Source organism: Streptomyces griseobrunneus, assembly GCF_046713465.1.
Taxonomy (GTDB): Bacteria; Actinomycetota; Actinomycetes; order Streptomycetales; family Streptomycetaceae; genus Streptomyces; species Streptomyces microflavus.
Genome location: NZ_CP177080.1, coordinates 8,145,547 through 8,166,027 on the forward strand (window position 1 = coordinate 8,145,547; position 20,481 = coordinate 8,166,027).

Annotated in this window: 23 protein-coding genes and 2 pseudogenes; 14 read left to right on the forward strand and 11 right to left on the reverse strand. The window is 68.1% G+C overall.

From position 1 onward, the window contains the following. Positions 1-54 precede the first annotated feature (54 nt). Positions 55-1,836, forward strand: coding sequence for an RNA-guided endonuclease TnpB family protein (locus ACK8N7_RS37025; protein ID WP_500445527.1), 1,782 nt, complete (start codon positions 55-57; stop codon positions 1,834-1,836). A gap of 683 nt (positions 1,837-2,519) precedes the next feature. On the opposite strand, the gene ACK8N7_RS37030 is transcribed toward ACK8N7_RS37025, so the two are convergent. Continuing rightward, complete coding sequence (locus ACK8N7_RS37030; protein WP_500445529.1) at positions 2,520-3,170, reverse strand: response regulator; 651 nt, start codon at positions 3,168-3,170, stop codon at positions 2,520-2,522. Continuing rightward, the gene (locus ACK8N7_RS37035; protein ID WP_500445531.1) at positions 3,167-4,309 is read right to left on the reverse strand and encodes a sensor histidine kinase; all 1,143 of its coding nucleotides are present in this window, start codon (positions 4,307-4,309) and stop codon (positions 3,167-3,169) included. Before ACK8N7_RS37035 ends, ACK8N7_RS37030 begins: the two co-directional genes overlap by 4 nt. 132 nt (positions 4,310-4,441) lie before the next feature. On the opposite strand from ACK8N7_RS37035, the gene ACK8N7_RS37040 reads away from it, so the two are divergent. Further along, a complete protein-coding gene (locus ACK8N7_RS37040) occupies positions 4,442-5,170 on the forward strand; it encodes a class I SAM-dependent methyltransferase (protein WP_500445533.1) in 729 nt (242 codons plus the stop codon). Next, positions 5,167-5,811 (forward strand): DedA family protein, encoded by a 645-nt coding sequence (locus ACK8N7_RS37045; protein WP_500445534.1) that lies wholly within the window; start codon positions 5,167-5,169, stop codon positions 5,809-5,811. Before ACK8N7_RS37040 ends, ACK8N7_RS37045 begins: the two co-directional genes overlap by 4 nt. A gap of 436 nt (positions 5,812-6,247) precedes the next feature. On the opposite strand, the gene ACK8N7_RS37050 is transcribed toward ACK8N7_RS37045, so the two are convergent. From ACK8N7_RS37050 to ACK8N7_RS37065, 4 genes are all read right to left on the reverse strand, one after another. Then, positions 6,248-6,475 carry a hypothetical protein gene (locus tag ACK8N7_RS37050; RefSeq protein ID WP_500445536.1) on the reverse strand — a complete coding sequence of 76 codons (228 nt, stop codon included), beginning with the start codon at positions 6,473-6,475 and terminating at the stop codon, positions 6,248-6,250. Positions 6,476-7,266: 791 nt separating this feature from the next. Beyond that, positions 7,267-7,716 (reverse strand): spore-associated protein A, encoded by a 450-nt coding sequence (locus ACK8N7_RS37055; protein ID WP_500445538.1) that lies wholly within the window; start codon positions 7,714-7,716, stop codon positions 7,267-7,269. Between the two features lie 218 nt (positions 7,717-7,934). Continuing rightward, a complete protein-coding gene (locus ACK8N7_RS37060) occupies positions 7,935-8,357 on the reverse strand; it encodes a spore-associated protein A (RefSeq protein WP_500445540.1) in 423 nt (140 codons plus the stop codon). A 57-nt stretch (positions 8,358-8,414) separates the two neighbouring features. Continuing rightward, positions 8,415-8,753, reverse strand: coding sequence for a spore-associated protein A (locus ACK8N7_RS37065; protein WP_500445541.1), 339 nt, complete (start codon positions 8,751-8,753; stop codon positions 8,415-8,417). 473 nt (positions 8,754-9,226) lie between these two features. On the opposite strand from ACK8N7_RS37065, the gene ACK8N7_RS37070 reads away from it, so the two are divergent. The 3 genes and pseudogenes from ACK8N7_RS37070 to ACK8N7_RS37080 all read left to right on the forward strand — a co-directional run. Beyond that, positions 9,227-10,198, forward strand: coding sequence for an AraC-like ligand-binding domain-containing protein (locus tag ACK8N7_RS37070; RefSeq protein ID WP_500445543.1), 972 nt, complete (start codon positions 9,227-9,229; stop codon positions 10,196-10,198). A gap of 536 nt (positions 10,199-10,734) precedes the next feature. Continuing rightward, complete coding sequence (locus ACK8N7_RS37075; RefSeq protein WP_500445545.1) at positions 10,735-11,157, forward strand: hypothetical protein; 423 nt, start codon at positions 10,735-10,737, stop codon at positions 11,155-11,157. Positions 11,158-11,235: 78 nt separating this feature from the next. Then, positions 11,236-12,197, forward strand: a pseudogene (locus tag ACK8N7_RS37080) (IS630 family transposase); the annotation flags it as partial. A gap of 107 nt (positions 12,198-12,304) precedes the next feature. On the opposite strand, the gene ACK8N7_RS37085 reads toward ACK8N7_RS37080, so the two are convergent. Continuing rightward, complete coding sequence (locus ACK8N7_RS37085) at positions 12,305-12,625, reverse strand: hypothetical protein (RefSeq protein ID WP_500445546.1); 321 nt, start codon at positions 12,623-12,625, stop codon at positions 12,305-12,307. A 337-nt stretch (positions 12,626-12,962) separates the two neighbouring features. Here ACK8N7_RS37085 and ACK8N7_RS37090 point away from each other — a divergent pair, with 337 nt between their 5' ends. Beyond that, positions 12,963-13,292: a DUF6300 family protein gene (locus tag ACK8N7_RS37090; protein ID WP_500445548.1), complete on the forward strand. Its 330-nt coding sequence runs from the start codon at positions 12,963-12,965 to the stop codon at positions 13,290-13,292. A 146-nt stretch (positions 13,293-13,438) separates the two neighbouring features. Here ACK8N7_RS37090 and ACK8N7_RS37095 read toward each other — a convergent pair whose 3' ends face one another. After that, positions 13,439-14,032 (reverse strand): DinB family protein, encoded by a 594-nt coding sequence (locus tag ACK8N7_RS37095; protein ID WP_500445944.1) that lies wholly within the window; start codon positions 14,030-14,032, stop codon positions 13,439-13,441. A gap of 453 nt (positions 14,033-14,485) precedes the next feature. Between ACK8N7_RS37095 and ACK8N7_RS37100 the strand changes: the two genes are divergently transcribed. From ACK8N7_RS37100 to ACK8N7_RS37110, 3 genes are all read left to right on the forward strand, one after another. Next, on the forward strand, positions 14,486-15,079 hold the full coding sequence (locus ACK8N7_RS37100; protein ID WP_500445549.1) for a hypothetical protein: 594 nt from the start codon (positions 14,486-14,488) through the stop codon (positions 15,077-15,079). 137 nt (positions 15,080-15,216) lie between these two features. Further along, positions 15,217-15,762, forward strand: coding sequence for a hypothetical protein (locus ACK8N7_RS37105; protein ID WP_500445551.1), 546 nt, complete (start codon positions 15,217-15,219; stop codon positions 15,760-15,762). A 108-nt stretch (positions 15,763-15,870) separates the two neighbouring features. Beyond that, entirely contained in the window at positions 15,871-16,062 is a 192-nt protein-coding gene (locus ACK8N7_RS37110) for a hypothetical protein (protein WP_500445553.1), read from the forward strand. Positions 16,063-16,922: 860 nt separating this feature from the next. Here ACK8N7_RS37110 and ACK8N7_RS37115 read toward each other — a convergent pair. The 3 genes from ACK8N7_RS37115 to ACK8N7_RS37125 form a co-directional block, all read right to left on the reverse strand. After that, positions 16,923-17,102, reverse strand: a complete 180-nt coding sequence (locus ACK8N7_RS37115; RefSeq protein ID WP_500445555.1) for a hypothetical protein — start codon at positions 17,100-17,102, stop codon at positions 16,923-16,925. A 145-nt stretch (positions 17,103-17,247) separates the two neighbouring features. Continuing rightward, positions 17,248-17,472, reverse strand: coding sequence for a hypothetical protein (locus ACK8N7_RS37120; protein WP_500445557.1), 225 nt, complete (start codon positions 17,470-17,472; stop codon positions 17,248-17,250). Positions 17,473-17,572: 100 nt separating this feature from the next. Further along, complete coding sequence (locus tag ACK8N7_RS37125; protein WP_500445558.1) at positions 17,573-18,808, reverse strand: helix-turn-helix domain-containing protein; 1,236 nt, start codon at positions 18,806-18,808, stop codon at positions 17,573-17,575. A 436-nt stretch (positions 18,809-19,244) separates the two neighbouring features. Here ACK8N7_RS37125 and ACK8N7_RS37130 point away from each other — a divergent pair, with 436 nt between their 5' ends. The 4 genes and pseudogenes from ACK8N7_RS37130 to ACK8N7_RS37145 all read left to right on the forward strand — a co-directional run. After that, the gene (locus tag ACK8N7_RS37130) at positions 19,245-19,445 is read left to right on the forward strand and encodes a hypothetical protein (RefSeq protein WP_500445560.1); all 201 of its coding nucleotides are present in this window, start codon (positions 19,245-19,247) and stop codon (positions 19,443-19,445) included. Positions 19,446-19,522: 77 nt separating this feature from the next. Further along, on the forward strand, positions 19,523-20,047 hold the full coding sequence (locus ACK8N7_RS37135; RefSeq protein WP_500445561.1) for a hypothetical protein: 525 nt from the start codon (positions 19,523-19,525) through the stop codon (positions 20,045-20,047). A gap of 7 nt (positions 20,048-20,054) precedes the next feature. Continuing rightward, positions 20,055-20,294, forward strand: coding sequence for a DUF8825 domain-containing protein (locus ACK8N7_RS37140; RefSeq protein ID WP_500445563.1), 240 nt, complete (start codon positions 20,055-20,057; stop codon positions 20,292-20,294). After that, positions 20,291-20,464 (forward strand): annotated as a pseudogene (locus ACK8N7_RS37145) (LexA family protein); the annotation flags it as partial. The gene ACK8N7_RS37140 and the pseudogene ACK8N7_RS37145, both read left to right, overlap by 4 nt. Between the last annotated feature and the right edge of the window lie 17 nt (positions 20,465-20,481).

The window sequence follows — 20,481 nt, forward strand, 5'->3', positions numbered from 1 at the left end:
AGTCCGTAGCCGCAAGTCACTTTATGTAGCCACGGCGGGCGGGGGGAAACGTATATGCCAGAGACACAGGTCTTGCGTGCGTACCGGTTCGCCCTGGACCCCACGGATGCGGAACGTGCCGAGCTGGCTCGCTATGCCGGTGCCTGCCGGTGGGCCTACAACTATGCGCTGGCGAAGAAGACAGAGTCCCACCGGGCCTGGGCGGCCCGCCGGGCCGTCTACCTCGATGCTGGGCTGAGCGAGGCCGAGGCGAAGTCCCGGATCAAGGCCGACGGCGCCGGGCTCACCGAGCGCATCAAGGTGTGGGACCACCACCGTAAGTCCCTCATGACCACCACCCCCGGCAAGCCGCCCGTGGCTGTGTTCCGGACCCCGGCAGGGCAGGAGGTACTGGCCCGTCGGCTGGCTGCGGCTCGCGCAGAAGCCGTCGCCACGGGGCGCGAGAGCCAGCTCCTGGCCGAGGCCCGCACCTCGGTCAACAGCCTGAAGGCCGAAGCGTTCAGTGCCGGATTCCGCACGCCGTCCGCCATGGACACCAGTGCTCTGTGGCGCATGGACCGCGACCGGTCCAAAGAGGAGGGTGGCAGCCCCTGGTGGGGCGATGTCAACGTGTACTGCTTCACCTCCGGCTTCGACCGCGCCCAGGTCGCCTGGAAGAACTGGCTGGAGTCGTTCTCCGGCCGGCGTGCCGGGCGCGGCGTGGGCTATCCCCGGTTCAAGAAGAAGGGCCGTGCGGCAGAATCGTTCGCTCTCTTTCACCACGTGAACAGGCCGATCATCCGGCTGGATGGCTACCGGCGCCTGGTGATGCCGGGCCTGGGCAGCATCCGCATCCACAACACGGGCAAGCCGCTCGCGCGGCTCGTCGACCGGGGCCAGGCCGTCATCCAGTCCGTGACCGTCACCCGAGGCGGCCACCGCTGGTACGCCTCCGTACTCGCCAAGGTGCAGCAGGACATCCCCCTGCTCTGGGAACACATCGACGAAGACGGCACCCGTACCCCGTACCCGACCCGCGCCCAGGCCGACAAGGCCGCCGAACGCGTCGGCCGCGTCAAGCAGATCGGCCGCCCGACCGCCCGCCAGCGCAACGGCGGGCCCGTCGGCGTCGACCTCGGCTCCCGCTACATCGCCCTGTCCAGCCCCCTCCACCCGGGCGACCCCACCTCCACGCTGGTGGAACACCCGCGGCCGCTCACCGGCCACATGGCAAAGCTGACGAAGACACAGCGTGCACTGGCCCGCACGGCCAAGGGATCGCGACGGCGGGCGAAGCACACAGCCCGACTCGCCCGCGTACATCACCAGATCGCGGTCCGGCGCGCATCGTTCCTGCACGGTGTCTCCAAGAAGCTCACCACCGGGTTCACACACGTGGCGATCGAAGACCTCGACCTCACCGCGCTCACTGCCTCCGCCGGGAGCACCCCCGGTAAGCCCGGCAAGAACGTGGAGGCCGGGGCCCGGGTCAACCGGCACCTCCTGGATGCCGGTCTGGGCGAGCTGCGCAGGCAACTCGCCTACAAAACCGTCTGGTACGGCTCGCAGCTCGTCGTTCTGGACAAGGCCGAACCAACCGCTTATGCCTGCGGGAAGTGCGGGGAGCGAAACCCAAGCTCCGCCCCTTCCAATAGATGGTCCTACTGCCCGTCGTGCGGTGGTGTTCTACACCGTCACGAGAACAGCACCGCGAACATCGTGCACGCGGCGCGCAGGCAGCTCACGCCGGTCGCCTCCGATACGGGGGAGACCTTAAACGCTCGCAGAGCTTCCGTAAGCCCTGACGCCCGCACGGGTTCCGGGCAGGGGGCGTTGAAGCGAGAAGACACCGGCTGACGCCGGTGCCACCCCCGGGGAGCGATCCCCCGGCGTCCCGTACCCGACCCGCCGCGACGGTCACCCAAGATCATGCGCAGACGCAACGATTCTCCTGGGCGAGGACCAGCAGAGAAGCGGCAGCCCGCCGCACGGGTACAGACGGGACGATCTGTGTTCTGGCAGACGGCATACGGTCCGGCGGCCGTCCGCGTGCAGCTGCGCCGGCCGCCGTCGGCGCGGGCCACGGCGTGAACGGGTGAGCGGGATGCTAGCGGGATGCCGCGGATGAAGGGGTTCCAGTCCCTGGCTGGCGAGCGTGTTCGCGGCTCAACCAGATCCGTCATACACCGCTCAACGAGCAAGGACCACCATAAGAAACGACGTCTTACCAGCGGGAAGACGGTCCGGCTTCCATGCGCTCGGTCCCGTTGGAACGGGCGATGGCTCTGGAACCAGGTGTCCCGTCCCATTTCACGTTCCCGCCGGGCACCTCTGTGATCAGGAGATAGGCAAGATGCGGTGAACTTGACGGCTTACGGAATCCCAGGAGGCATTGTCTCCGGCATCGGTTCGGGCACGGGTGTCCCAGTTTTCGTTGTCGGTGGGCGGCACCGCATATAGGCCCCCGGCCGTCTCGGTGCGTGGTCCGAAGACAGCTCCGACGGGCTCGCAGGCGCCTGGTGGCGGTGAGGGAGGGCTTCTCAGGGGGTGAGGCCGGCGTCGCGGGCCAGAAGTGCGGCCTGGACGCGGTTGGTGACGCGCAGGGTGGTCAGGATGCGGCTGACGTGGGATTTGACGGTGCTTTCCCGCATGCCGAGGGTCTTCGCGATGTCGGCGTTGGTGTCTCCTTCGGCGAGCAGCGCTAGGACGTCCTTTTCGCGTGGGGTGAGGGGCGCGATGCGGGCCTGGGCCTGGGTGGCCTGGGGGCGGCCCGTGTGGTGGTAGCGGTCGATGAGGCGGCGGGCAGCGGTGGGGTGGAGCATGGCGGAGCCGGCGGCGACGAGGTGGACGGCTCGCAGGATTTCGGCGGGGTCGGTGTCCTTGAGGAGGAAGCCGTCGGCGCCTGCGGCCAGTGCGTCGTAGACGTACTCGTCGAGGTCGAAGGTGGTCAGGGTGATGACTTTGGGTGGGTGGGGCAGGGCGCGCAGCCGCCGGGTGGCGGTGATGCCGTCCATGCGGGGCATGCGGACGTCGACCAGGGCGACGTCGATGTGGTGGGCGGTGGCCTGCTCGATGGCGTGGAGGCCGTCGGTGGCCTGGGCGACGACCTCGATGGTGTCGTCGCTGTCGAGGAGGTCGGTCAGTCCGAGGCGGACGAGGGCGTCGTCGTCGACGACCATGGCGCGGATCACGTGCGGGGACCGTTCTGTTCGGTGACGGGGTGGGGGATGCGGGCGGCCAGTCGCCAGGTCCCGGCGCCGCCGGGCCCGGCGGTCAGGTGCCCGCCCAGTGTTTCAACCCGTTCGCGCAGTCCGACGAGGCCGAATCCGGAGGGAACCACCGGGGCGCCGCGGAGGTTGGTGCTGGGGGGGTTGGTGACCTCGATCAGGGTGGCGGGAGGCCCGTAGTCGATGCGGATACGGACGGGCGCGTCGGGGGCGTGTTTGCGGGCGTTGGTCAGTGCTTCCTGGACCAGCCGGTAGACGGCCAGCCGGTGTGCTGCGGGAGCCTGCTCGGGGCTGCCCTCGACGGTCGTGTCGATCGTCTGCCCGGCCGCCCGGGCCTGTCCGATCATCTCTACGACGTCTCGCAGGGCCGGTGCGGGCCGGTCGGTGGAGGGAGAGGCATCGGCGCGCAGGGCGCCGAGCACGTCGCGCAGGTCGGTCAGGGCGTCGGTGGAGGCGGTGCGCAGCAGGCTGAGGCGTTCGAGGACGGGATCAGGCAGAGTGTCATTCTTGGTGGCCAGTACGCCGGTGTGCAGGGCGATCAAGCTGAGCCGGTGGGCGAGCACGTCGTGCATCTCCGCCGCGATCGCGGACCGTTCGGCCATGCGTGCGGCCTGTTCACGTAGTTCCCGCTCGATCCGTAGGTGCTCCACCTGGGCGTTCAGCGCCTTGACCAGGCGGCGCCGGTTTCCCATCCATAGCCCCGCGACCACGGCAAGCATAAGGAAAAGTGCCGAGCCGTACGGCTGCGGGTCCCACAGAGATACCACCGGGTGCAGGACGGCGCTGCCGGTGAGGGCCACGGTCGAGCAGGTCACTGCTGCCCAGATCTGCCGGCGGGCGGCGAGGTCGAACAGGGCGAGCAGGAGCAGCGGGAGCATGGGCCACCCCCACACACCCGCGGCTGCCGTCGTCAAAGCAGGAGCGAGCCACCACGGCCCCCGTAGCAGCAGAGCCAGCCCGCACGCGATCGCCACCGCACTGCGGACGGCCACGTAATGGCCGCCTGCGCTCGATGCCCCGTTCTGGACCGCGGCCAGCGTCAGCAACACCACCAGGCCGTAGCGTCCGTACGCGGCCCATCTGTGGCTCTGTTCCCGTTTCACCTGTGCAGCGTAGGCAGGCGGCCGTCTGTTTCACGGCCACCGTTCGGCCATGGCGACCCCCTACTTTCGTAGGGGAAGGCGGTCGCACAAGGGGTGATCCGCAGGAGATCGGCCGTCTCTAGCGTCGAAGACATGAACAACTGGACCACCTCACACGACCGTGTCCTCGCGCAGCGCAACGCCGAGGGCTGGATGTTCCTCCTCGAAGCAGCCCGCGACCTGCGCACCACCGGAGCCATCGCACCCAGCAGCAAAGCGCTCGCACGCCTGCTGACCGACCCGGTCCAGGAGTACGGAACGCAGCCCTTGAACGTGCTGGAGGCCGGCGCGGGCACCGGGTCGGTCACCCGCACCCTGATCTCCCGCCTCTCCCCGGGCAGCCGACTGGACATCGTCGAGGCCAACGCCCGCTTCGCCTCCCAGCTCCGCCACCTCGTCCGCACCCATCCACAACTGGCCGGCGAGAGCGAACGCGCCCGCGTCCACCACGCCCTCGTCGAACAGCTCGACACCGGCCGCCCCTACGACGTGATCGTCTCCGGTCTCCCGTTCACCAACTTCACCCCCGACCAGGTCGAGACGATCATGAACCGGTACCTGGAACTGCTCCACCCCGGCGGCACCCTCACGTACTTCGCCTACCGCGGCACCCGCTACGCCCGCGCCCTGACCGCCTCCCGCGCGGAAGCCCGCCGCCACCGCGCCGTCGAGGAGGTCCTGGACGGCTACCAGCGCCGGTACGCCACCGGCTGCTGGACCGTATGGGGCAACCTGCCCCCGGCCAACGTCTGGCAGCTGCGCCGCCCCGCCCGCGCGTCCGCCCCGGCAGCGCTGGACATCATGGCGGGCGTGGCTTCGTGAATACGCTTACCGGACTGATCGGCCACGTTCCCGCCCTGGCCGCCTACGCGATCCTGGCCGCTGCGGTGCTCGCCGAGTCCGTGCTGCTGCTCGGTGCGTTCATCCCGACCCTGACCCTGCTCCTTGCCGCAGGCGCCCTGGCCCGGGCCGGCGACCTGAACCTCGTCCTGGTCATCGCCACCGCCTCGGGCGCGGTCGTGGCCGGGGACGCCCTCGGCCACCGCACCGGACACCTGCTCGGCAGCCGCCTGCGCACCGGACGGCTCGGCCGCCGCATCCCCACCTCCGCCTGGCAGCGAGCCGAAGCACTCATGGCCCGACGCGGCGGCCAAGCCGTCTTCCTGTCCCGCTTCGTCCCCGTCGTACGCACCCTGACCCCGCACCTGGCCGGAGCGACCCGCATGCCCTACCGGCGCATCGCCCCCTACAGCCTGCTCGCCGCACCTTTGTGGGCAGGCGCCGAAGCCACCACCGGATACGTCGCGGCCACCTTCCTCCAGCACGTCATCGCCTACGGCGGCCCCGCCCTCGCCGGCACCGCCGCAGTGATTACTGCGACCGTCCTGGGCGGCAGCAAATTCCGCAGCCGAACCCGCTCTGCCGACCGCGAGAGCCACACCGCCACCGCCCTGCACACCTGAACGCCTATTCGATATCGGCGGGCTCCGTTTTTGCACCTGATTGGAGGGTCGGCTGGGCCCAGGCCACGGTGCCCTCTCGGTGTTCCTGATTGTCGGCGGAAGCAGGAGGCGCTGGGGCGGCCGTCGTCGCCAGCGTGGAGGGTCGTCACTGTGAAGGGCCGTCAACTTCGCGACGGACTCGACGGGAAGTCCGCGGGCTCGAAGCGGGAAAGACAACAGCGAGCGACAAGACACCTTGGGACACCGTCCCGGGGCGTATGCGACCAGAGGCAACCAGCCCCGGGACGAACAGCAAACTGAACAACGTCACCCCGGACAGCGACAAGATTATGAAGGACGGGACACCAGGTAGGGCCAAGCCCTGGCCGGAGCTTCCCAGGACCTGCCTCATTCAGGGGCCCGTTTTTGAAACCGGCCCCCGATCTCTGCAGATCAATCAGTCAGAAGTCTCTGCGTCTTCTTCGGCCAGAGCCCCGGCCCCGAGGGCCCGACGGGTGCCCAGGGCGCCGGGGAGGTGGGACCGGACGACGCCGCGCTCCCGCAGTTCGTGGAGGTCCGGCAGGCGTATGCCGGGGAGTGCCTCGAGGATGTCGGCCTCAGCCGCGCGGATGCTGCTGGGCGCGGGGGTCTGGGGTCCTGCGCCAAGGACGCGGCGAGTGGTCACGGAGCTCATCGTACGAGCGCGCACCGGTGCCGCCTGACCGTGCCGCTCAGGCGGAGCCCGTACGGGTTTCTGGTCCGCGAAGGCGTCCACAGATCCGCAGCTCAGGGCTCGCCAGTCGCCAGAACTTATGCACAGGCCAACGCTTCTACGTTCGGTCTCCGCTTCCGGGTGTGAGGTGCCGGGACGCACACCGAAAGGGCACGGCCATGGCACGGGTCGCGGAGACCGGCTACCTGACCACCCCGGACCTGGACGCCACCGTGCAAACCGTCCAGGAGTCTTCAAGGACCCCAAGACGCGGGAGCTGGTAGCCAAGGCTAGGAGTCCCGCCGAGACGAAGTTCGACAAGCAGGTGGATGAGTCCGCCGATTCCCTCGCGCGCGGGATCGCCCGGGTGCTGGCCGGCCGGGACCTGGACGGGGTCCGCCGTACGGACGCCACGAAGCCAGGGTGGCGCCGGTTGTCCTTCCGGCTCGCTCTCGGTGGCGGTCCTGGCACCCCGAGGGGCAAGCCGTACGTGCTGGTGAAGAAGATCCGCAAGCCCCCGGCCAAGGGCTGTGGAGAGCCGGGAGACGGCGCTCGCCGCGCTGGAACCCGGCGGGATTCGGCGCGGCCCTCCTCACCGGGGGCTGGCGGAGCAGACCGAGCCGCGGCGCTACCTCCACATCCCGAACAACTTCTCCGACGACGACGCGGAGATCCGCATCGACCTGCCCGCTCGCTTGGGCTTCTCCCGCGACGTGGTGGCCGATGTCATCATGCAGAAGCTCTCCCTTCAAGGCTTGAGCTTCTTATCCGCAGTAGGAGTTACCTATGAAGTGGCCCGCGAGTCCCTCGGAACTGTTCCCTCCGATGCTGCCCTCCCAGTCGATGCACCGGTTCCTCGCGGCGAGGTAGACGGGTCCCGCGTACGAGGTGAAGTAGCCGTAATCCTCTTCTCCGCCGCCACCTCCGGTGAGACCGAGCCTGGTCTTTGCGTAGGTTGTTCCGGAGCCCGGCACGATCTGCATGAGAGAGCAGTTGTAGCCGTTGGAGGAATTGTAGGTGAGGTAGGCATCTCCGAGATGCCTACCGGCCATGGTGGTCATCTTGATGTGATCGATGACCTTGTAGTTGGCACCGCACACCCCGTTGTAGGGGTTGGCTGCCGCGTTCGCCACACCCGGAGTCAGTGCTACTGCGGCAAGAGCTAGTGCGAGCCCGCCGGAGAGAGCGGCGAGTTTTCTGCGGATGCTGGTCACTGAATGTCCCTTTCTTGTTGGGTGAACGGTATGGAGGGTGCGCGCGTGGCCTTTGTCAGCCACGGTGGTTTCACGGTGTCAGCCGCCGCAGGCGAGTTGTATCGGTCGCTGGCTGCGGGAGCGGCGATCAGCGCTCCTGCCGAGATGGATGCGACGGCCGTGAGTATCGCCGCGATTCTCCTGGCTTGCTTCACGGTCACCTTCTCCAGCAGGCGGAATCACCCGCAGTGGCTGTCCCAACGGCTAACTTCTCGATCCTGGATCACGCCGCCCCAGTCGATGCAGGTTCCGCGACCGTCCACGTAGACCGGGCCGGCGTAGGAGGTGTAGTAGCCGGAATCAACGTCTTGGATGCCATTGTTCCGTCCGATCATCGCGCTCATGGAAACGGCTGCTCCCGGCTCGTTGCGCACGACGACCAAACAGTTCTTCCCGGAGTTCGTGTTCCAGGTCAGATATGCCGTTCCCAGATTCCCGATCGGCGCGGAATCTACGAGCTTGTGGCCACTTCCGCAAAGTCCGTATCCGGCGGCATGGGCGGCGGGCGCGGTGATGAGCAGCAGTCCTGCCGTCATCGTCACTGCGGTGATGGCCGAAGTGGCATTCCTGAAGATCCAAAGGTGCTTGGTCGTTTCATCCATGGCACACTGCACCGGGTCCAAATTGTGCGAACGGCATGACCATTTCCCTTCCGCCCGTTATCCGCAGTGCGAGTTGTACTGGCCCGAACCGGTGGGTGCGGGGTCCACATAGCCACCCCAGTTGATGCAGGTCCCGCGTCCGTATGCGTAGACCGGGCCTGCGTAGCGGTGGTACAGGTTCTCGTCCTCTTCCCTGTAGTGATTGGCGGTCCGCTCGATCCACGCGGTCATCCAGTAGAGCTCGCCAAGTTCGTTCGCCCCGTACTTCTGTGTGACGACGCAGTTGTAACCGTTGGAGTTGTTCCAGGTCAGAAAGACTCGTCCGTAACCGTTGATGTCGAGGGAGTCGACCACGCTGTACCCGGACCCGCACGAGCCGTTGTACTTCCCGTTCACCGGGGCTGCATCGGCTGTCGTTGGAATCGCGATCAAGCCTGCCACCGAGGCACACAGCGCAATTCCGGCCCGGAGGCCGATACGTCGATCTTTCCGCACAGAGACTCCCTATTGACCATGACCATCGACCAGGCTCGAGGCCGAACGGTCGCCATACAGTTCTCGTGGGGTGCTGCCATAATTGTGGGGCCCGGCGTTCACGCGGTCATTGACCACCCGCGCACGATTCCTTGTCATAGCGAGCACAGGGTTCGTCGACTGCGTCCGCCTCTGGCGCCGGAGCAGCGGAGGCATGGCTGAGCGGAGAGCTCCAGCGCACCGGCGCTCCGGAGGAGGGCAGGTCCTGCGAGGAACTCGCGACGGCTCTTGGACAGGCGTTCTTGTGCGCCCATGTTGCAGGTCGTATGTTGTCTCCAACTGTCCTGGGCCAGAGGGTGGGAAGCCAGACAGGTGCCACCTGAACAGGGGATCTGATGGCGTTCACGGCGTTCGACACAGCGGGGTTGCCCCCCGACGAGCGATTCGCTTGGTGGTGCGAGACGGTCGGCCGAGGAGTGGCGCCAACCCGGATCACCAGTGACTCCGAAGCCGATTTCTCCGGGAGCATGACGTCTTTGGGCATAGGTGACCTGCAACTATCCACCATGGCCTTTCCCGAGTTACGGTCGGAGCGCACCGAGGAACTCATCCGCGGAGGGGATCCTGAGACCTACGAACTGACCCTGATACTGGGCGGGGCCATGTGGGTTTCCCAGGGACGTAACGAAGCCGACCTGTCGGCGGGGGATTTCGCCCTCTGGACGTCCTCGCGTCCCTATCGTGGCCGCGCGGTCAGCGGACCGACAGTGGGTGACTCGCGCGCACTGATCGTGCATCTGCCCCGAGCCCTGCTCCCGCTACCCGAAACCAAAGTCGATCAACTGCTTGCCCGGGGTCTCCCCGCCCGGTCCGGAATGGGACGGATTCTCGCCGAGTACCTGAGGGCCCTGGCCGAGCAAGGGCCCGCTGCAGACGAACGGGACCGCACGCGGCTCGGTGCGACGACGCTGGACCTGGCCGCGGGATTCTTCGCTCACCTGGCCGACGCGCAAGGCGAACTCGCTCCGGAGACCCGACATCGGGTACTGCTGGCTCGCATCGACACCTTCATCCAGGACAATCTGGCAGACCCTCAGCTCACGCCCCGTAGCATCGCGGCACACCACCACATCTCCGTACGACTGCTGCACCACCTGTTCCGAAGCCGCGACGAGACGGTGTCCGCCTTCATCCGCCGCCAGCGGCTGGAGCGCTGCCACGCGGACCTCGCCGCATCGCAGCTGCGCACCGTCCCCGTGCACGCCATCGGTTCACGATGGGGCCTGAGCAGTGCGGCCGGGTTCAGCCACGCATTCCGCGCCGCCTACGGCATGCCGCCCGGTGAATACCGGCAGATGCACTCCTGACTTCGGCGCTTCAGGGTGCGGTTGGTGTGTCGAGGGTGAGGCCGGTGCCGACTACGAAGCCGCACCGCCCGCTGCGCCCAGAACCGTGCCCGCCTCGTACGGGCCCTCTGCACGCGGCTTGACCGCCTCACCGAACCCCGCCCGGCCGTTCCATAGTTCGGCTGGGGATCGGGCCCAAGATCTCAGGGCCTACACGCACACCAGTGCGATGCCACCGCCTCCATGCCCCGGGCATCACACTTGAGTGCGTGTAGGCCCGGGGCACAGTGCCGCCGACCACGGGCTACCTCACCGAAGCCATCGAGATCGGCCACGGCTGGTGATCCCCCCCCCGCTGGGGAAGCACGAGCGAGGGCGGGAAGCGGCACAAGGAGCCTCCGCCAACTTGAAGTCGCAGGTCAGAGGTCTGGTGTGACCGGCTCTCGAAGTGCTTACGCTGGTCGTGGGCGGCTGTCTGCGGAGTAGATCATCTGACGGAGCCGGACGTTTCGCTGGTTTCTACTCGCTGGGGTCAGGCGGCCATTTACGTTCCGTGCATGGATCCCGAGCTGCTGGTGCGGATCACCGCGCGACGCGCGGAACTGGACGAACTCGAAGAACGGCTGACCAAGCAGCTGACGGAGGTGCGGGCCGAGCGCGACGAACTCGCTGTCGCCGAACGGGTCCTTGAGCGGGTGAGCGAACAGATCGCTGATGAGCGTGTCTCGGCCTCGCCGGTGCCCGCGCAGGTGGGCGGGCGGGCGGTCATGCTGATCCCACACCGCACCTCCGATGTGGAGGAGAGCGTGCTCCCGCCGGATTATCAGCGCATTCTCGCCAGCGTGCGGCAGGCCGCGGGACCGGTCAGGGCTCGGCAGGTCGGCGAGTTGCTGGGAGTGGACGTCAGCGTCCGGGCCAAGCTGGAACCGCTGCGCGGGAAGCTGGTCAGACTCGTCGCCCTGCAACCTCCGACGGCTTGATCTGCTGTTCAAACAGCTCCGCCGCCTGCATCCGTACAGACTCCCGACGCTGACGACCCGTAGGCGTCAGCCCACCCCCGGCTGAGGGTGAGCGTGAAGTCGGCTTACCAGTGGCATCAGTTGTGGCGGGACGGTGGCGTTGAGGCCCTGGCCTCCCGCGGTCCGAGCGGGTCGCGGTGCCGCTTGTCTCCGCGGTCTCTGGAGAAACTGGCCACGTACCTGGAGCAGGGGCCGGCCGCGCACGGTTGGGTGGAGGACCAGGTGTGGACCGCGTCGAGGGTGGCCACGCTGATCGGCCGGAAGTTCCACATCGCCTACAGCGTCTCGGGGGCCACCCGGTTGATGCGCCGGCTGGGCTTCAGTCCGCAGGTCCCCGCCCGGCGGGTCGCCGAACGCGACGAGCAGGCCGTCGCCGTGTGGAAGGAGGCGACCTGGGCGGAGGTAAAAGGGCGAGGGCGGCCTGCGGAGGCTATGTCTGTTTCGAGGACGAAGCCGGCTTCACTCGCAGGCCGCCCCGGGGACGGACCTGGGGCCGGCGAGGGATTACCCCGGTCGAGACGGTCGGCGGACGACGCTCGGGCCGGCTGTCGGTGGCCGGGCTGATCGCGATGCGACCGGGTTCGAGGACCCGGCTGTGTCACCGTCTGCGGACCCATCCAGCGGGCAAGGGCGCACGCCGCAGCATGAGCGAGCGGGACTTCATCGCACTCGCCGACGGAGTCCACCAGCTGGTCAGGGCCCCGATCGTGCTGGTCTGGGACCGCTTGAACACTCACGTCTCCCGCAGAATGCAGGGCCTCGTGGCCGAGCGGGAGTGGCTGTCGGTGTTCCTCCTGCCCGCCTACTCACCCGACCTGAATCCCGTCGAGTGGGTATGGGCCCACGTCAAACGCAGCCTCGCCAACCTCGCGGTCATGGCCCTCGACCGCCTCGAAACCCTCGTCCGCAACCGCCTCAAACGCCTTCAATACCGGCCCCACACACTCGACGGCTTCATAGCCGGAACCGGCCTCACCCTCGACAACCCAGCCTCACCCTGAAGCGCCGAAGTCAGTAGTAAGTCACTGTGGCCGTGCACCGTACCTGGCACCGATGGACACCTGCGATGCACAGCGTGGGCGGCATGGTCGAGGCCCGGTCGCGCTGCTCAGTACTTGATCTCTTTGGCTTCGTACCCTTCGAGCCCCCTCGTGACGAGGGCCGGCACGAGGGCGTGCAGGTACCAGGCGAGGTCGGTGAACGCAGGCGCCGCCGGGATGTGCCGGCGGTCGATGCTGGGCGAGAACAAGACTTCCTTGCGGCCGGGCATCAGCATGAACATCCCGCCGGTCCCGGCGTCCGGGTGGTAGACGTTGATGGCCACGGTGTACGGCAGGTTGCCGGGCGCATCCAGGCGTACCAGCACCTCATCGATGTCTTCGGGGGCGCTGGCGTACCACTCGTACATGTCATCCGCGTCGTTGATCATGTGGGTGACACCCCCGACAGGGTCCTCCACCGACCAGCCCACCGCGGTTAGGGCATCCACGATCGAGCGTACGGTGGTCGGGTGCGTGAACGTGAAGTCGATGTCGGCGTCTCTGGATCCCACGGAACCTCCGCTCAGCGTGGCGCAGCCACGCATGCTCGCCCTTCGAACGCAGGGCCGTCGATCGATTTTCCATCAGGTCCAGGCCCCGACCGTCGCTGGGACGGTGCGCCATAGACGGCTCCGACGGCCAACTTTGTTGCTCAGGATTCGTTCGCGTAGATGCTGAGGGTGTGGGTGTGGCTATTGGAGCGTTCGCCCCAACGGCCGCGGTGCGGTGAGGGCCCGGCTTGAGCGGGACGAAGACGAACAGCCAGAGCGGCCCTGCTCCCGCTGCGGTACCGAACTGCTGCTGCACTGGCACGGCCCGCTCATGACGGGCGTCTGGCTGGAACTCTGTCCGGCCTGCGACGCCGGCCGCCCCGCCGCCCGCGCATTCATCCAGTGGCACCGAGACGCCGACCGCGACCCGAAGGCGCTACCGCAGCTCTTCGAGGACTGGGAGACCGAGACCATGCACGCCCAGCGCTGGGTCCACGCTCCCCAGCCTGACGCCCAACCCAGCTCCCCGGCCCACCTCCACCCCGTACCTCGCGGACACGGCTGACACCAGGCACATCGAGGAAGCCTGACGGTGCCGCATCACACAGCTGCCTCGTGGGTGGGCATGACGACATACGACACCGCTCCCCGGCCGGCCCCGAAAGCGGAGGGCGCCATCCCCACGACCGTCCACTTCGAACTGGGCGAGTCTCAGCTCGGCTTGGCCTGGGCCTCCTTGGCGGACGCCTCCAGCCTGTTCCAGTACTCCTGGTACCAGGCCTCGTCGCCGCCATCCATGTTGCTGTTGGTCTCCCGCATACCGGTCTTGCCGTCGATCAACTCGCGGACGATGTCGGCGTGCCCGGCGTGACGGTTCGTCTCGGCCGTCGTATGCAGCATGATCCGCTGAAGCGTCACGTTGCCGTTGTCGCCCCACCACGTGACGTGGCCCATCGCATCGAGCGGCAGCGCCTCGATCGTCGCGTCCGCGTGCGCCCAGGCGCGGTGGTAAAGGCCGAGAATATCCTCGCGAGACTCGTTGGCGGGTGCCCACATGTCCGAGTTGGGCTCGGACTCCTCCTCGTCCCAGGGGAGGGATTCGTTGTGCGGGCGGCCGAAGGTCGGGCCGAAGTACCCGAGCTCAACGCTGGCGAGGTGCTTGACGAGGCCGAGGATGTTGGTGCCAGTCGGAGTCAGGGGGCGGCGGCTGTCGTATTCGGACAATCCGTCCAGCTTCCAGACAATGGCTTCGCGGGCCGCCTGGAGGTAGCCGCGCAGGTCGCCTTTAGGATCATTGGGCTTCATGGGACCGAGTCTCCCACCGTGGTAGAGGCCGAAGGCGGCTGCTCCGACGATGATCAGGGCGCCGGGGGCGACGAGCCACACGGGCCACAGGTTCGGGGTATGGCGGCCGTCCTGCGTCGGGCGGCGCTGCAAGGGATTGGTCACGTTGGCGATCGTGCCGCTCGCGAGGGGAGCGACGAGTTGCGTGTGGCCGCTCTGTGACACACCTGCTTGAAGTGGAGCCGCGACGAGCCGTCAGGCCTCGCAGAAATGCTGTCCGAGGCGGTGGTTCCGTCACCGGCACCACACGCCAGCCGCCCACCCCGGACCTCGGCAGCCTCCCACACCCCCGCACCCCACCGCAGACGAGCCGCAACTCCCGGCGGATCACACTCATCTGACGGCGGAAACACCTGTCCATCCGCCGGGCCGTCACGTTGAATGGCCCCGGTAATGATCATGGAGGTCTGGGGGATGACGGTGAAGTACGGCATACGCGCTGCGGCGCTCGCGACCATTGTGGTGTGCGGGCTGACAGGCTGTGGCAGCGAGAGCAAGCCGCTGTCGGAGGAGGGGGTCAGAGGGGCGTTGCTGTCCGAGAAGACGCTCCCGGACGGCTGGAAGCTGCGCCATGCGCCCAGGATGGAGGATTTCGCCGCGGGGGAGAACGACTGCCGTAATTGGTCGGACACGAAGTGCCCCGGCTTTGTGGCGACGGGGAGCACGGGCCTCGAGGGGGTGGACGTTCAGGCGTCCGGCCACGGCAGCCTCGCGGGCGTCACCATTCATGCCTTCGACACGGCCGGGAACGCGGAAGCGGCCTTCAAGGGCATGACACCCACGCACGAGCAGCGGACCGGCCTGGAGGTCCGGACCGGGGCGGATCAGACCACGGCTTCACACTCGGTCCTCGTGCCCTTCCCGTGGAAGCACTACTCCTCCTATGTGGACATGCGTGTCGGGTCGACGATCATCACCGTCGCGGCCCAGGTGAAGAAGCCCAAGGACGTCACCGACCTCGCCCGGTACGCCGCCGACCACATCAGGAAGAAGCAGAGCGGGGGCTGACCCGGTCCGCACCCCGTACGCTCCGCCCGTCCCAGCCCTCCGTCTGACGCCCCGCGATAGCCGGATCCTGGCGACCCGGCGAGGCAGACCGCCCCACGGCAGGCAGGGAATTCCAGTGCGGGAGGCATGAGCGGGAGGTGCTCGCGGCCGACAAGGACGTCCCCGCCGAGGAGTACGCCGCGCGGATGCTCACCGACGACGTTATCCGCGCCTGGTTCCTTGCCGGCGCCGAGCAGTTCGTCACCGAGCATGCCCCCGGCTTCGCCGAACACTTCGGCCCCGGCCCCCCGCCCCGCCGCGGGGGGCCGGGCGGCGTGATCCTCACCGTCGGCCTCGTCTGGCTCCTGCAGATCGCCCAGGAGAAACTGCCCGGCGAACCCGGCATCACCGACTACGGCGCTCTGGAAGCCGCCCGCGCACGCCACTGCGCCGTAGTTCTGGGCACCACCGTCTATCCCGAACCTCACCACCGCGCCGCAGCTCTCCTGCAGTCCCTGGTCCGGTTGCCCGCGCTGGAACACTCCAAGGAGCTCTACGCGGCCACCGCCGCCGCGGCGTTCCTCAACGCCGGCGGCCGTCCCGTGAAGGTGAGTACCGACCAGGCTGTCGACCTGGTCGAGCAGACCGCGAACGGACTCGACGTCCGCGACATCGCCACCGCCCTGACTACCTGGACCCCCTGAACCCTCGCCGTCCTGACGTCTTCGTCGTCTACTGTGCCGATCGTCAGCAGCGCAAGTGTTCGCACGGGTGGGGGAACAATGAAAGCGAAGTTCAGTCCAGGGGCACGGATGTGGGGGAACATCTTCGGATGCGTCCTGTTCGGGGCCTGTCTCGTCTGGGGCACGATCAATCCGCCCGCCGAAGGCATCTGGTGGTGGCTCGGGCTCATCGGGGTCGTATCCGCATTCCTCAGCTCGTGGCGAGGTGCCTACCTGGCACACCAGGAGAAGGCCACCGCCACCGCCACCGCCACCGCCTGAGCCTCCCAGCCGACAGCCACGCGCCTCTGGCCGGCCTCAAGGGCGGAGTTCGGGTTCCTCCCGCCACCGGCCTTGAGCTTGTCTTTTTAGCGTCGCAGGCCGGTTACGTTGCGGTCCCGGGCCTGTCGCTGGCCAGCCTCCCAGGGCGGAAGCGAGCCGGTCCTGGAGTGCCGGATCTTGCACTTCGCTGGCGAGGCGATACGCAATGGGCCCGATTTGCCAGCCGGCGTGATGGTCGAAGTGCGGATAGGGCCCGGCAACGTTGTGCGCGAGCTTGCCGACCAGCTCAGCGAGTCGGAGGACCAGATGTTCCGCGGGTCGGTCTTCGCTGCTCAGACTGCTCCCGCGAACGCGATCGAACAATTCGCGGCCACGACCCCACTGCGTTTGGTCAGCGGCCATCTCCAGGGCTGCTTCGATCTCAGGAGTCCTGCCCAGACTCAGTGAAGCTGCCTCAAGGACGTGGCCGGCCCATGTCACTGGTTGCTGCTGCCGCTCGAACAGAGATCGCCCCCATTGGTGGATCTCGGTCGTTCTGTCGCTGCTCATTTCACGATCATGACAACGTTGAAGGTCAGGAACAACGGTGTTTGGGTCTGTTCGAGGCCCCGTTCAGGTCGACTCGAACGGGTCCTCGAACTTGATCGATGTTTCGCAGTCCAGCGGGCGCGTAGGCGGCCTTCGTCTGATCCTGTGCTCCGTCACAGAGGCAGAAGAACAGCGCGAAGGCCGTGGTCGTGAGCTTGGTGCATCAGAGTGAGCTTGCTCCGCTTTGACGGACATCTTTGGTGTGGTGGTCAGGCTGCGGGCAGGCAACACGCCCCCGCCCGGTTGCCTTGAGGTCTGGACGCGGGCGGAATCTAGCTGTCCGGGATGGCCAGGGCCTGGTGTAGCGCCCTTTTGCGGGGCGCCCGGGGCTTGCAGTCCTGTGACCGGGGCGGGTGTGCCATGGCGTCGGGGCGGGCGCCGGACATGCTGTCGCCGTCGGAGGCGAGCACCGCGCGGCCGAGGATTGTCTTGTCGCAGTCCACGCAGATCATCGGCGTCGCGCTTCCTTCCACTTCCGGGAGAGGACGACCACTTGGGGGCAGTGCTTCTTCCCTTTGCAGCGGCCGCAGTCGGTGGTGTGGTGCAGGAGTGTGCGGTACGCGGCTTCGGCTTCGGGGCTCATCGGGGCGAGGTGCTTCACCGGATGCCCCCAGGGGGGACGGGGACAAGGGTCCCGGCGAGGAGGGTATCGAGGTTGTCGCGAAGCTGCTCGGCCTCGGTCCGGGACAGAACCAGCGGCACTTCGGCCTGGAGCTCGTCGAGGTCGTACAGGGCGACGGGCACCCGCACTTCCCCGGTGGTGGGGTCGCCGAGCGGTAACACTGCGCGCTGCGGTGATGCGTGCCAGTTGGTGACAGTCATGGGAAAGCCCCCTGCGGCCGGCCAGTGATGGGCCGTCACCGTAAGGGGCATGGCAAGGGAGAACAGGTACAGCCTGTACTCCTGTCCCGGCCTGTACCCGTTACCCGACGGTAGCGACGCCGACCGCTTCGGCGAGCCGGGACGTCTCCGCCCGCATCGACCTGGGACTGTTGCGCCACAGGTCCGCGGTCACCACCCGGGCTGACGGGGTGTATGCCACAGTCTCCGCGCCGATCCGGTGGGCCATCTGCATCACGTGCAGGGCGGCCGTGCGGTCCCCGCGCTGGAGGTGCCCACGGGCCACCTCCACCCACAGACGGGCACGGCGCTCCCGGGACGGCATGGTGTCCGGGTCGATATCGTCAGCCAAACCCAAGGCCTTCTGCGACTTCCGGAGATCGGTGGCCACGCTCACCGCGTGGAAGTCGACGTTCGCCCTGCCGAACACGGTCGACGGGTGTACGTAGTTCGGTGGCAGATTCTTGGCGACCTGGTCGCCCTTGCCCCAGTACCGCCAGGCGTCGCCCTCGTTGCCCTCCCTGGCGGCCGTGACCGCGGCGTGCAGTTGCAGCGCACCGTAGATGCCCCGCCAGTCCTCCGGGGCCCCCTCGAGGTGGGGGCGGATCAGGTCGGATGCCTCCATCACGACACGCAGCGCCTCTTCGGGGTAGGACGTCTCGCGGAGGATGTTGCCCATGTTCCAGGCGCTGGCCGCTATGGCCGCCGGCTGGTCCGCGGCCTGCGCTGCGGACAGGGCTCGGTCTGCGACAACCCAGGCGAGTTCGGCGGGGGCGATGTACGCGGTGGCCTGCCCCGCCAGCCGGTAAATGTCGGAGAGGGCGACGTAAGCAGCCCGCCGCTGGTCGCCGTCGAGAACACGAACGGCGTGCTCACCGTCCCGGATCAGAGCGGGGAGCAGCGCCCCGACCTCGGTCCTGTTTCGGGGCGATGAGTGCCACAGGCGCCACGTCTGATCGACCTTCCCCTGCAGGACGGCTGGGTCGACGGGGCCGCCGGTGGGCGGTGTGAGGGTGCGGGTCATGACCGCCGACCAGATGTCCGGCATGACGGGGTTGGACAGCCGGCCCAGTTGGACGGGCTGTGCGGTGCCGCCGGGATCGGTGCCGGTGATGACGGACAGGTCCGCGACCTGAAGGGCAGAGGCGAGCTGGAGCAGCAGGTTGTGGGACCGCAGCTCGCGTTCCCCTGTCTCGATCTTCTTCAGCCACTCGACACCGCGCCCGCAGAGTTGGGCGAGGACCGGGCGGGACATGCCCCGGGACTCTCGTAGGACCCGGATGCGTTCGCCGGTGCTGAGTTCTGCGGGGATGTCCATTGGTGCCCCTCCGTCTGGCCGGTGCCGTACCCGTCAGCGTAAGGGCGCACCACGAGGTCTGGGGAGACCGAGCAGCACTGGGCACACAGAAGCGCCCCCTGCCCGGTCGGTGCGGTGTCGTCCGAGCATCCACCCGCCCAGCGTTGGCTCCCGGTAGGCGATGAACGGCGGGGAGTTCGGCCGGGCGCCCGCAGCCGGAGTGCTCTGTGATGGGTCGGTCCCGGCAGCTGTGCGGGCTGCCGGGACCGACTGCGGCCTGGTCGTACTCCATCCCAGGACAAGCCTGTAAGGCACCGGGCCTGCTCCACACACTCCATGTCGGTGCGGCTTGGAGGCGAGCGTAGTGCGGCCAACGGGCACGGTCAGGGGAACGGGGGCCGCAAGGTGAGGACCGAGCTCCCGGCCGCAGTGGTGCCCCTGTCCACCACTGCAGTCCTTGCCGGACCGCAAACACCATCGCTCCCTCTCCAGCCGCAGCGTCAACGTCTGCGGCCTCGATCTCTGGGGCCGTGCGGTTGACGCCTGGATGGACGAGGCCCTCGCAGTACCCGATGTCGTCTGGGACGGGATCATCGAGGACCTCAACTCCGACTACGAGGCCTACAGCAACGTCTCCTCCATGGGCCGGGCCGCCTGACCGGGGCCGCTGTGCGGGCCGGAACGGGAGACTGAATGTCGCCATTTCCGTACGGCGCCGGCGCCGGTTGCCCGGGCATGACGATCGCGTACCTCCCCTTACCCGCAGACGATGTGCCGCCCTACGAGCCGTGGGCCGGTGAGCTCGAGGTCCTGGCCGAGGCTGCGGAGGCCGGCCGCCGTGCGGCGGCATGGATCCGGTCTCTCCCCGCCCCGCCGACCCCCCGCCCGGTCGGGACCTGGCTCGCCGGGACCCTGCCCGCCGCGGTCGAGGCCGCGATGGAATCCCTCGACCCGGCGCAATGCGACCGGATGGGCCCGGACGGGCGGCTCGTCGAGGGCAACGGCGGCGTCGACGCCGGAACGACAAGCACCCTGTCCGTCGTGCCGTGCGTCCTCTCGGACGCGGACTGGCTCACCCCCGACCAGCACATCCGGCTCCTCGCCGTGGCCTCCGTCACCACCGGGATCGCGCGGCTGCTCGCGGACGACCCGGGAACCGCGATCCTCCACGGCCTGGTAGCCCGGATGTGCGCCACCCTCGACCACGCCACCCGCCCCGACCATCCCGGGTTGGCCTCGGAATTCGAACACGCACTCTAATAGGTAGATGGACCGCTTCCCCTTTCCCGCCGACCTGATCCACGCCCAGCAGCAGTGGCACTTCACCTACCGCGCCCTCGACGCACCCCGCCCCCGCCATGGCACGGAGCTGCGCCGCCGTCTGCGTGCGCTGTCTGTCCGGATCCACTGGCACCCGTTCTGGTCCACCCCGGCGGGCCGTCTGCCCGCGGCCCGTGTGGAGCTCCGGCAGCGGACAGCTGCTGACCGGACGCAGGTAGCGGTGTGAGACGCGAGAGGCCCCTGTCGGTCCGGCAGGAAGCGATCCTGTACGTGATCCGGCCCTGGATCATCGAGCACGGCGAGGGGCCGACCGTCCGGCAGATCGGTCCGCGGGTAGGTCTTTCCAGTACGAGCTCCGTCGCTTACCAGCTTGGCCGGCTCGAAGCGCTGGGTCTGATCAGCCAGACCGGCCG

Bases quoted from the DNA above. Each gene is read 5' to 3' on its own strand.
- ACK8N7_RS37075 (WP_500445545.1), top strand. From the start codon at position 10,735: ATGGATCCCGAGCTGCTGGTGCGGATCACCGCGCGACGCGCGGAACTG.
- ACK8N7_RS37135 (WP_500445561.1), top strand. From the start codon at position 19,523: ATGACGATCGCGTACCTCCCCTTACCCGCAGACGATGTGCCGCCCTAC.
- ACK8N7_RS37100 (WP_500445549.1), top strand. From the start codon at position 14,486: ATGACGGTGAAGTACGGCATACGCGCTGCGGCGCTCGCGACCATTGTG.
- ACK8N7_RS37140 (WP_500445563.1), top strand. From the start codon at position 20,055: ATGGACCGCTTCCCCTTTCCCGCCGACCTGATCCACGCCCAGCAGCAG.
- ACK8N7_RS37070 (WP_500445543.1), top strand. From the start codon at position 9,227: ATGGCGTTCACGGCGTTCGACACAGCGGGGTTGCCCCCCGACGAGCGA.
- ACK8N7_RS37095 (WP_500445944.1), bottom strand. From the start codon at position 14,032: ATGAAGCCCAATGATCCTAAAGGCGACCTGCGCGGCTACCTCCAGGCG.
- ACK8N7_RS37110 (WP_500445553.1), top strand. From the start codon at position 15,871: ATGTGGGGGAACATCTTCGGATGCGTCCTGTTCGGGGCCTGTCTCGTC.
- ACK8N7_RS37025 (WP_500445527.1), top strand. From the start codon at position 55: ATGCCAGAGACACAGGTCTTGCGTGCGTACCGGTTCGCCCTGGACCCC.
- ACK8N7_RS37120 (WP_500445557.1), bottom strand. From the start codon at position 17,472: ATGACTGTCACCAACTGGCACGCATCACCGCAGCGCGCAGTGTTACCG.
- ACK8N7_RS37040 (WP_500445533.1), top strand. From the start codon at position 4,442: ATGAACAACTGGACCACCTCACACGACCGTGTCCTCGCGCAGCGCAAC.
- ACK8N7_RS37085 (WP_500445546.1), bottom strand. From the start codon at position 12,625: ATGATCAACGACGCGGATGACATGTACGAGTGGTACGCCAGCGCCCCC.
- ACK8N7_RS37125 (WP_500445558.1), bottom strand. From the start codon at position 18,808: ATGGACATCCCCGCAGAACTCAGCACCGGCGAACGCATCCGGGTCCTA.
- ACK8N7_RS37060 (WP_500445540.1), bottom strand. From the start codon at position 8,357: ATGGATGAAACGACCAAGCACCTTTGGATCTTCAGGAATGCCACTTCG.
- ACK8N7_RS37115 (WP_500445555.1), bottom strand. From the start codon at position 17,102: ATGATCTGCGTGGACTGCGACAAGACAATCCTCGGCCGCGCGGTGCTC.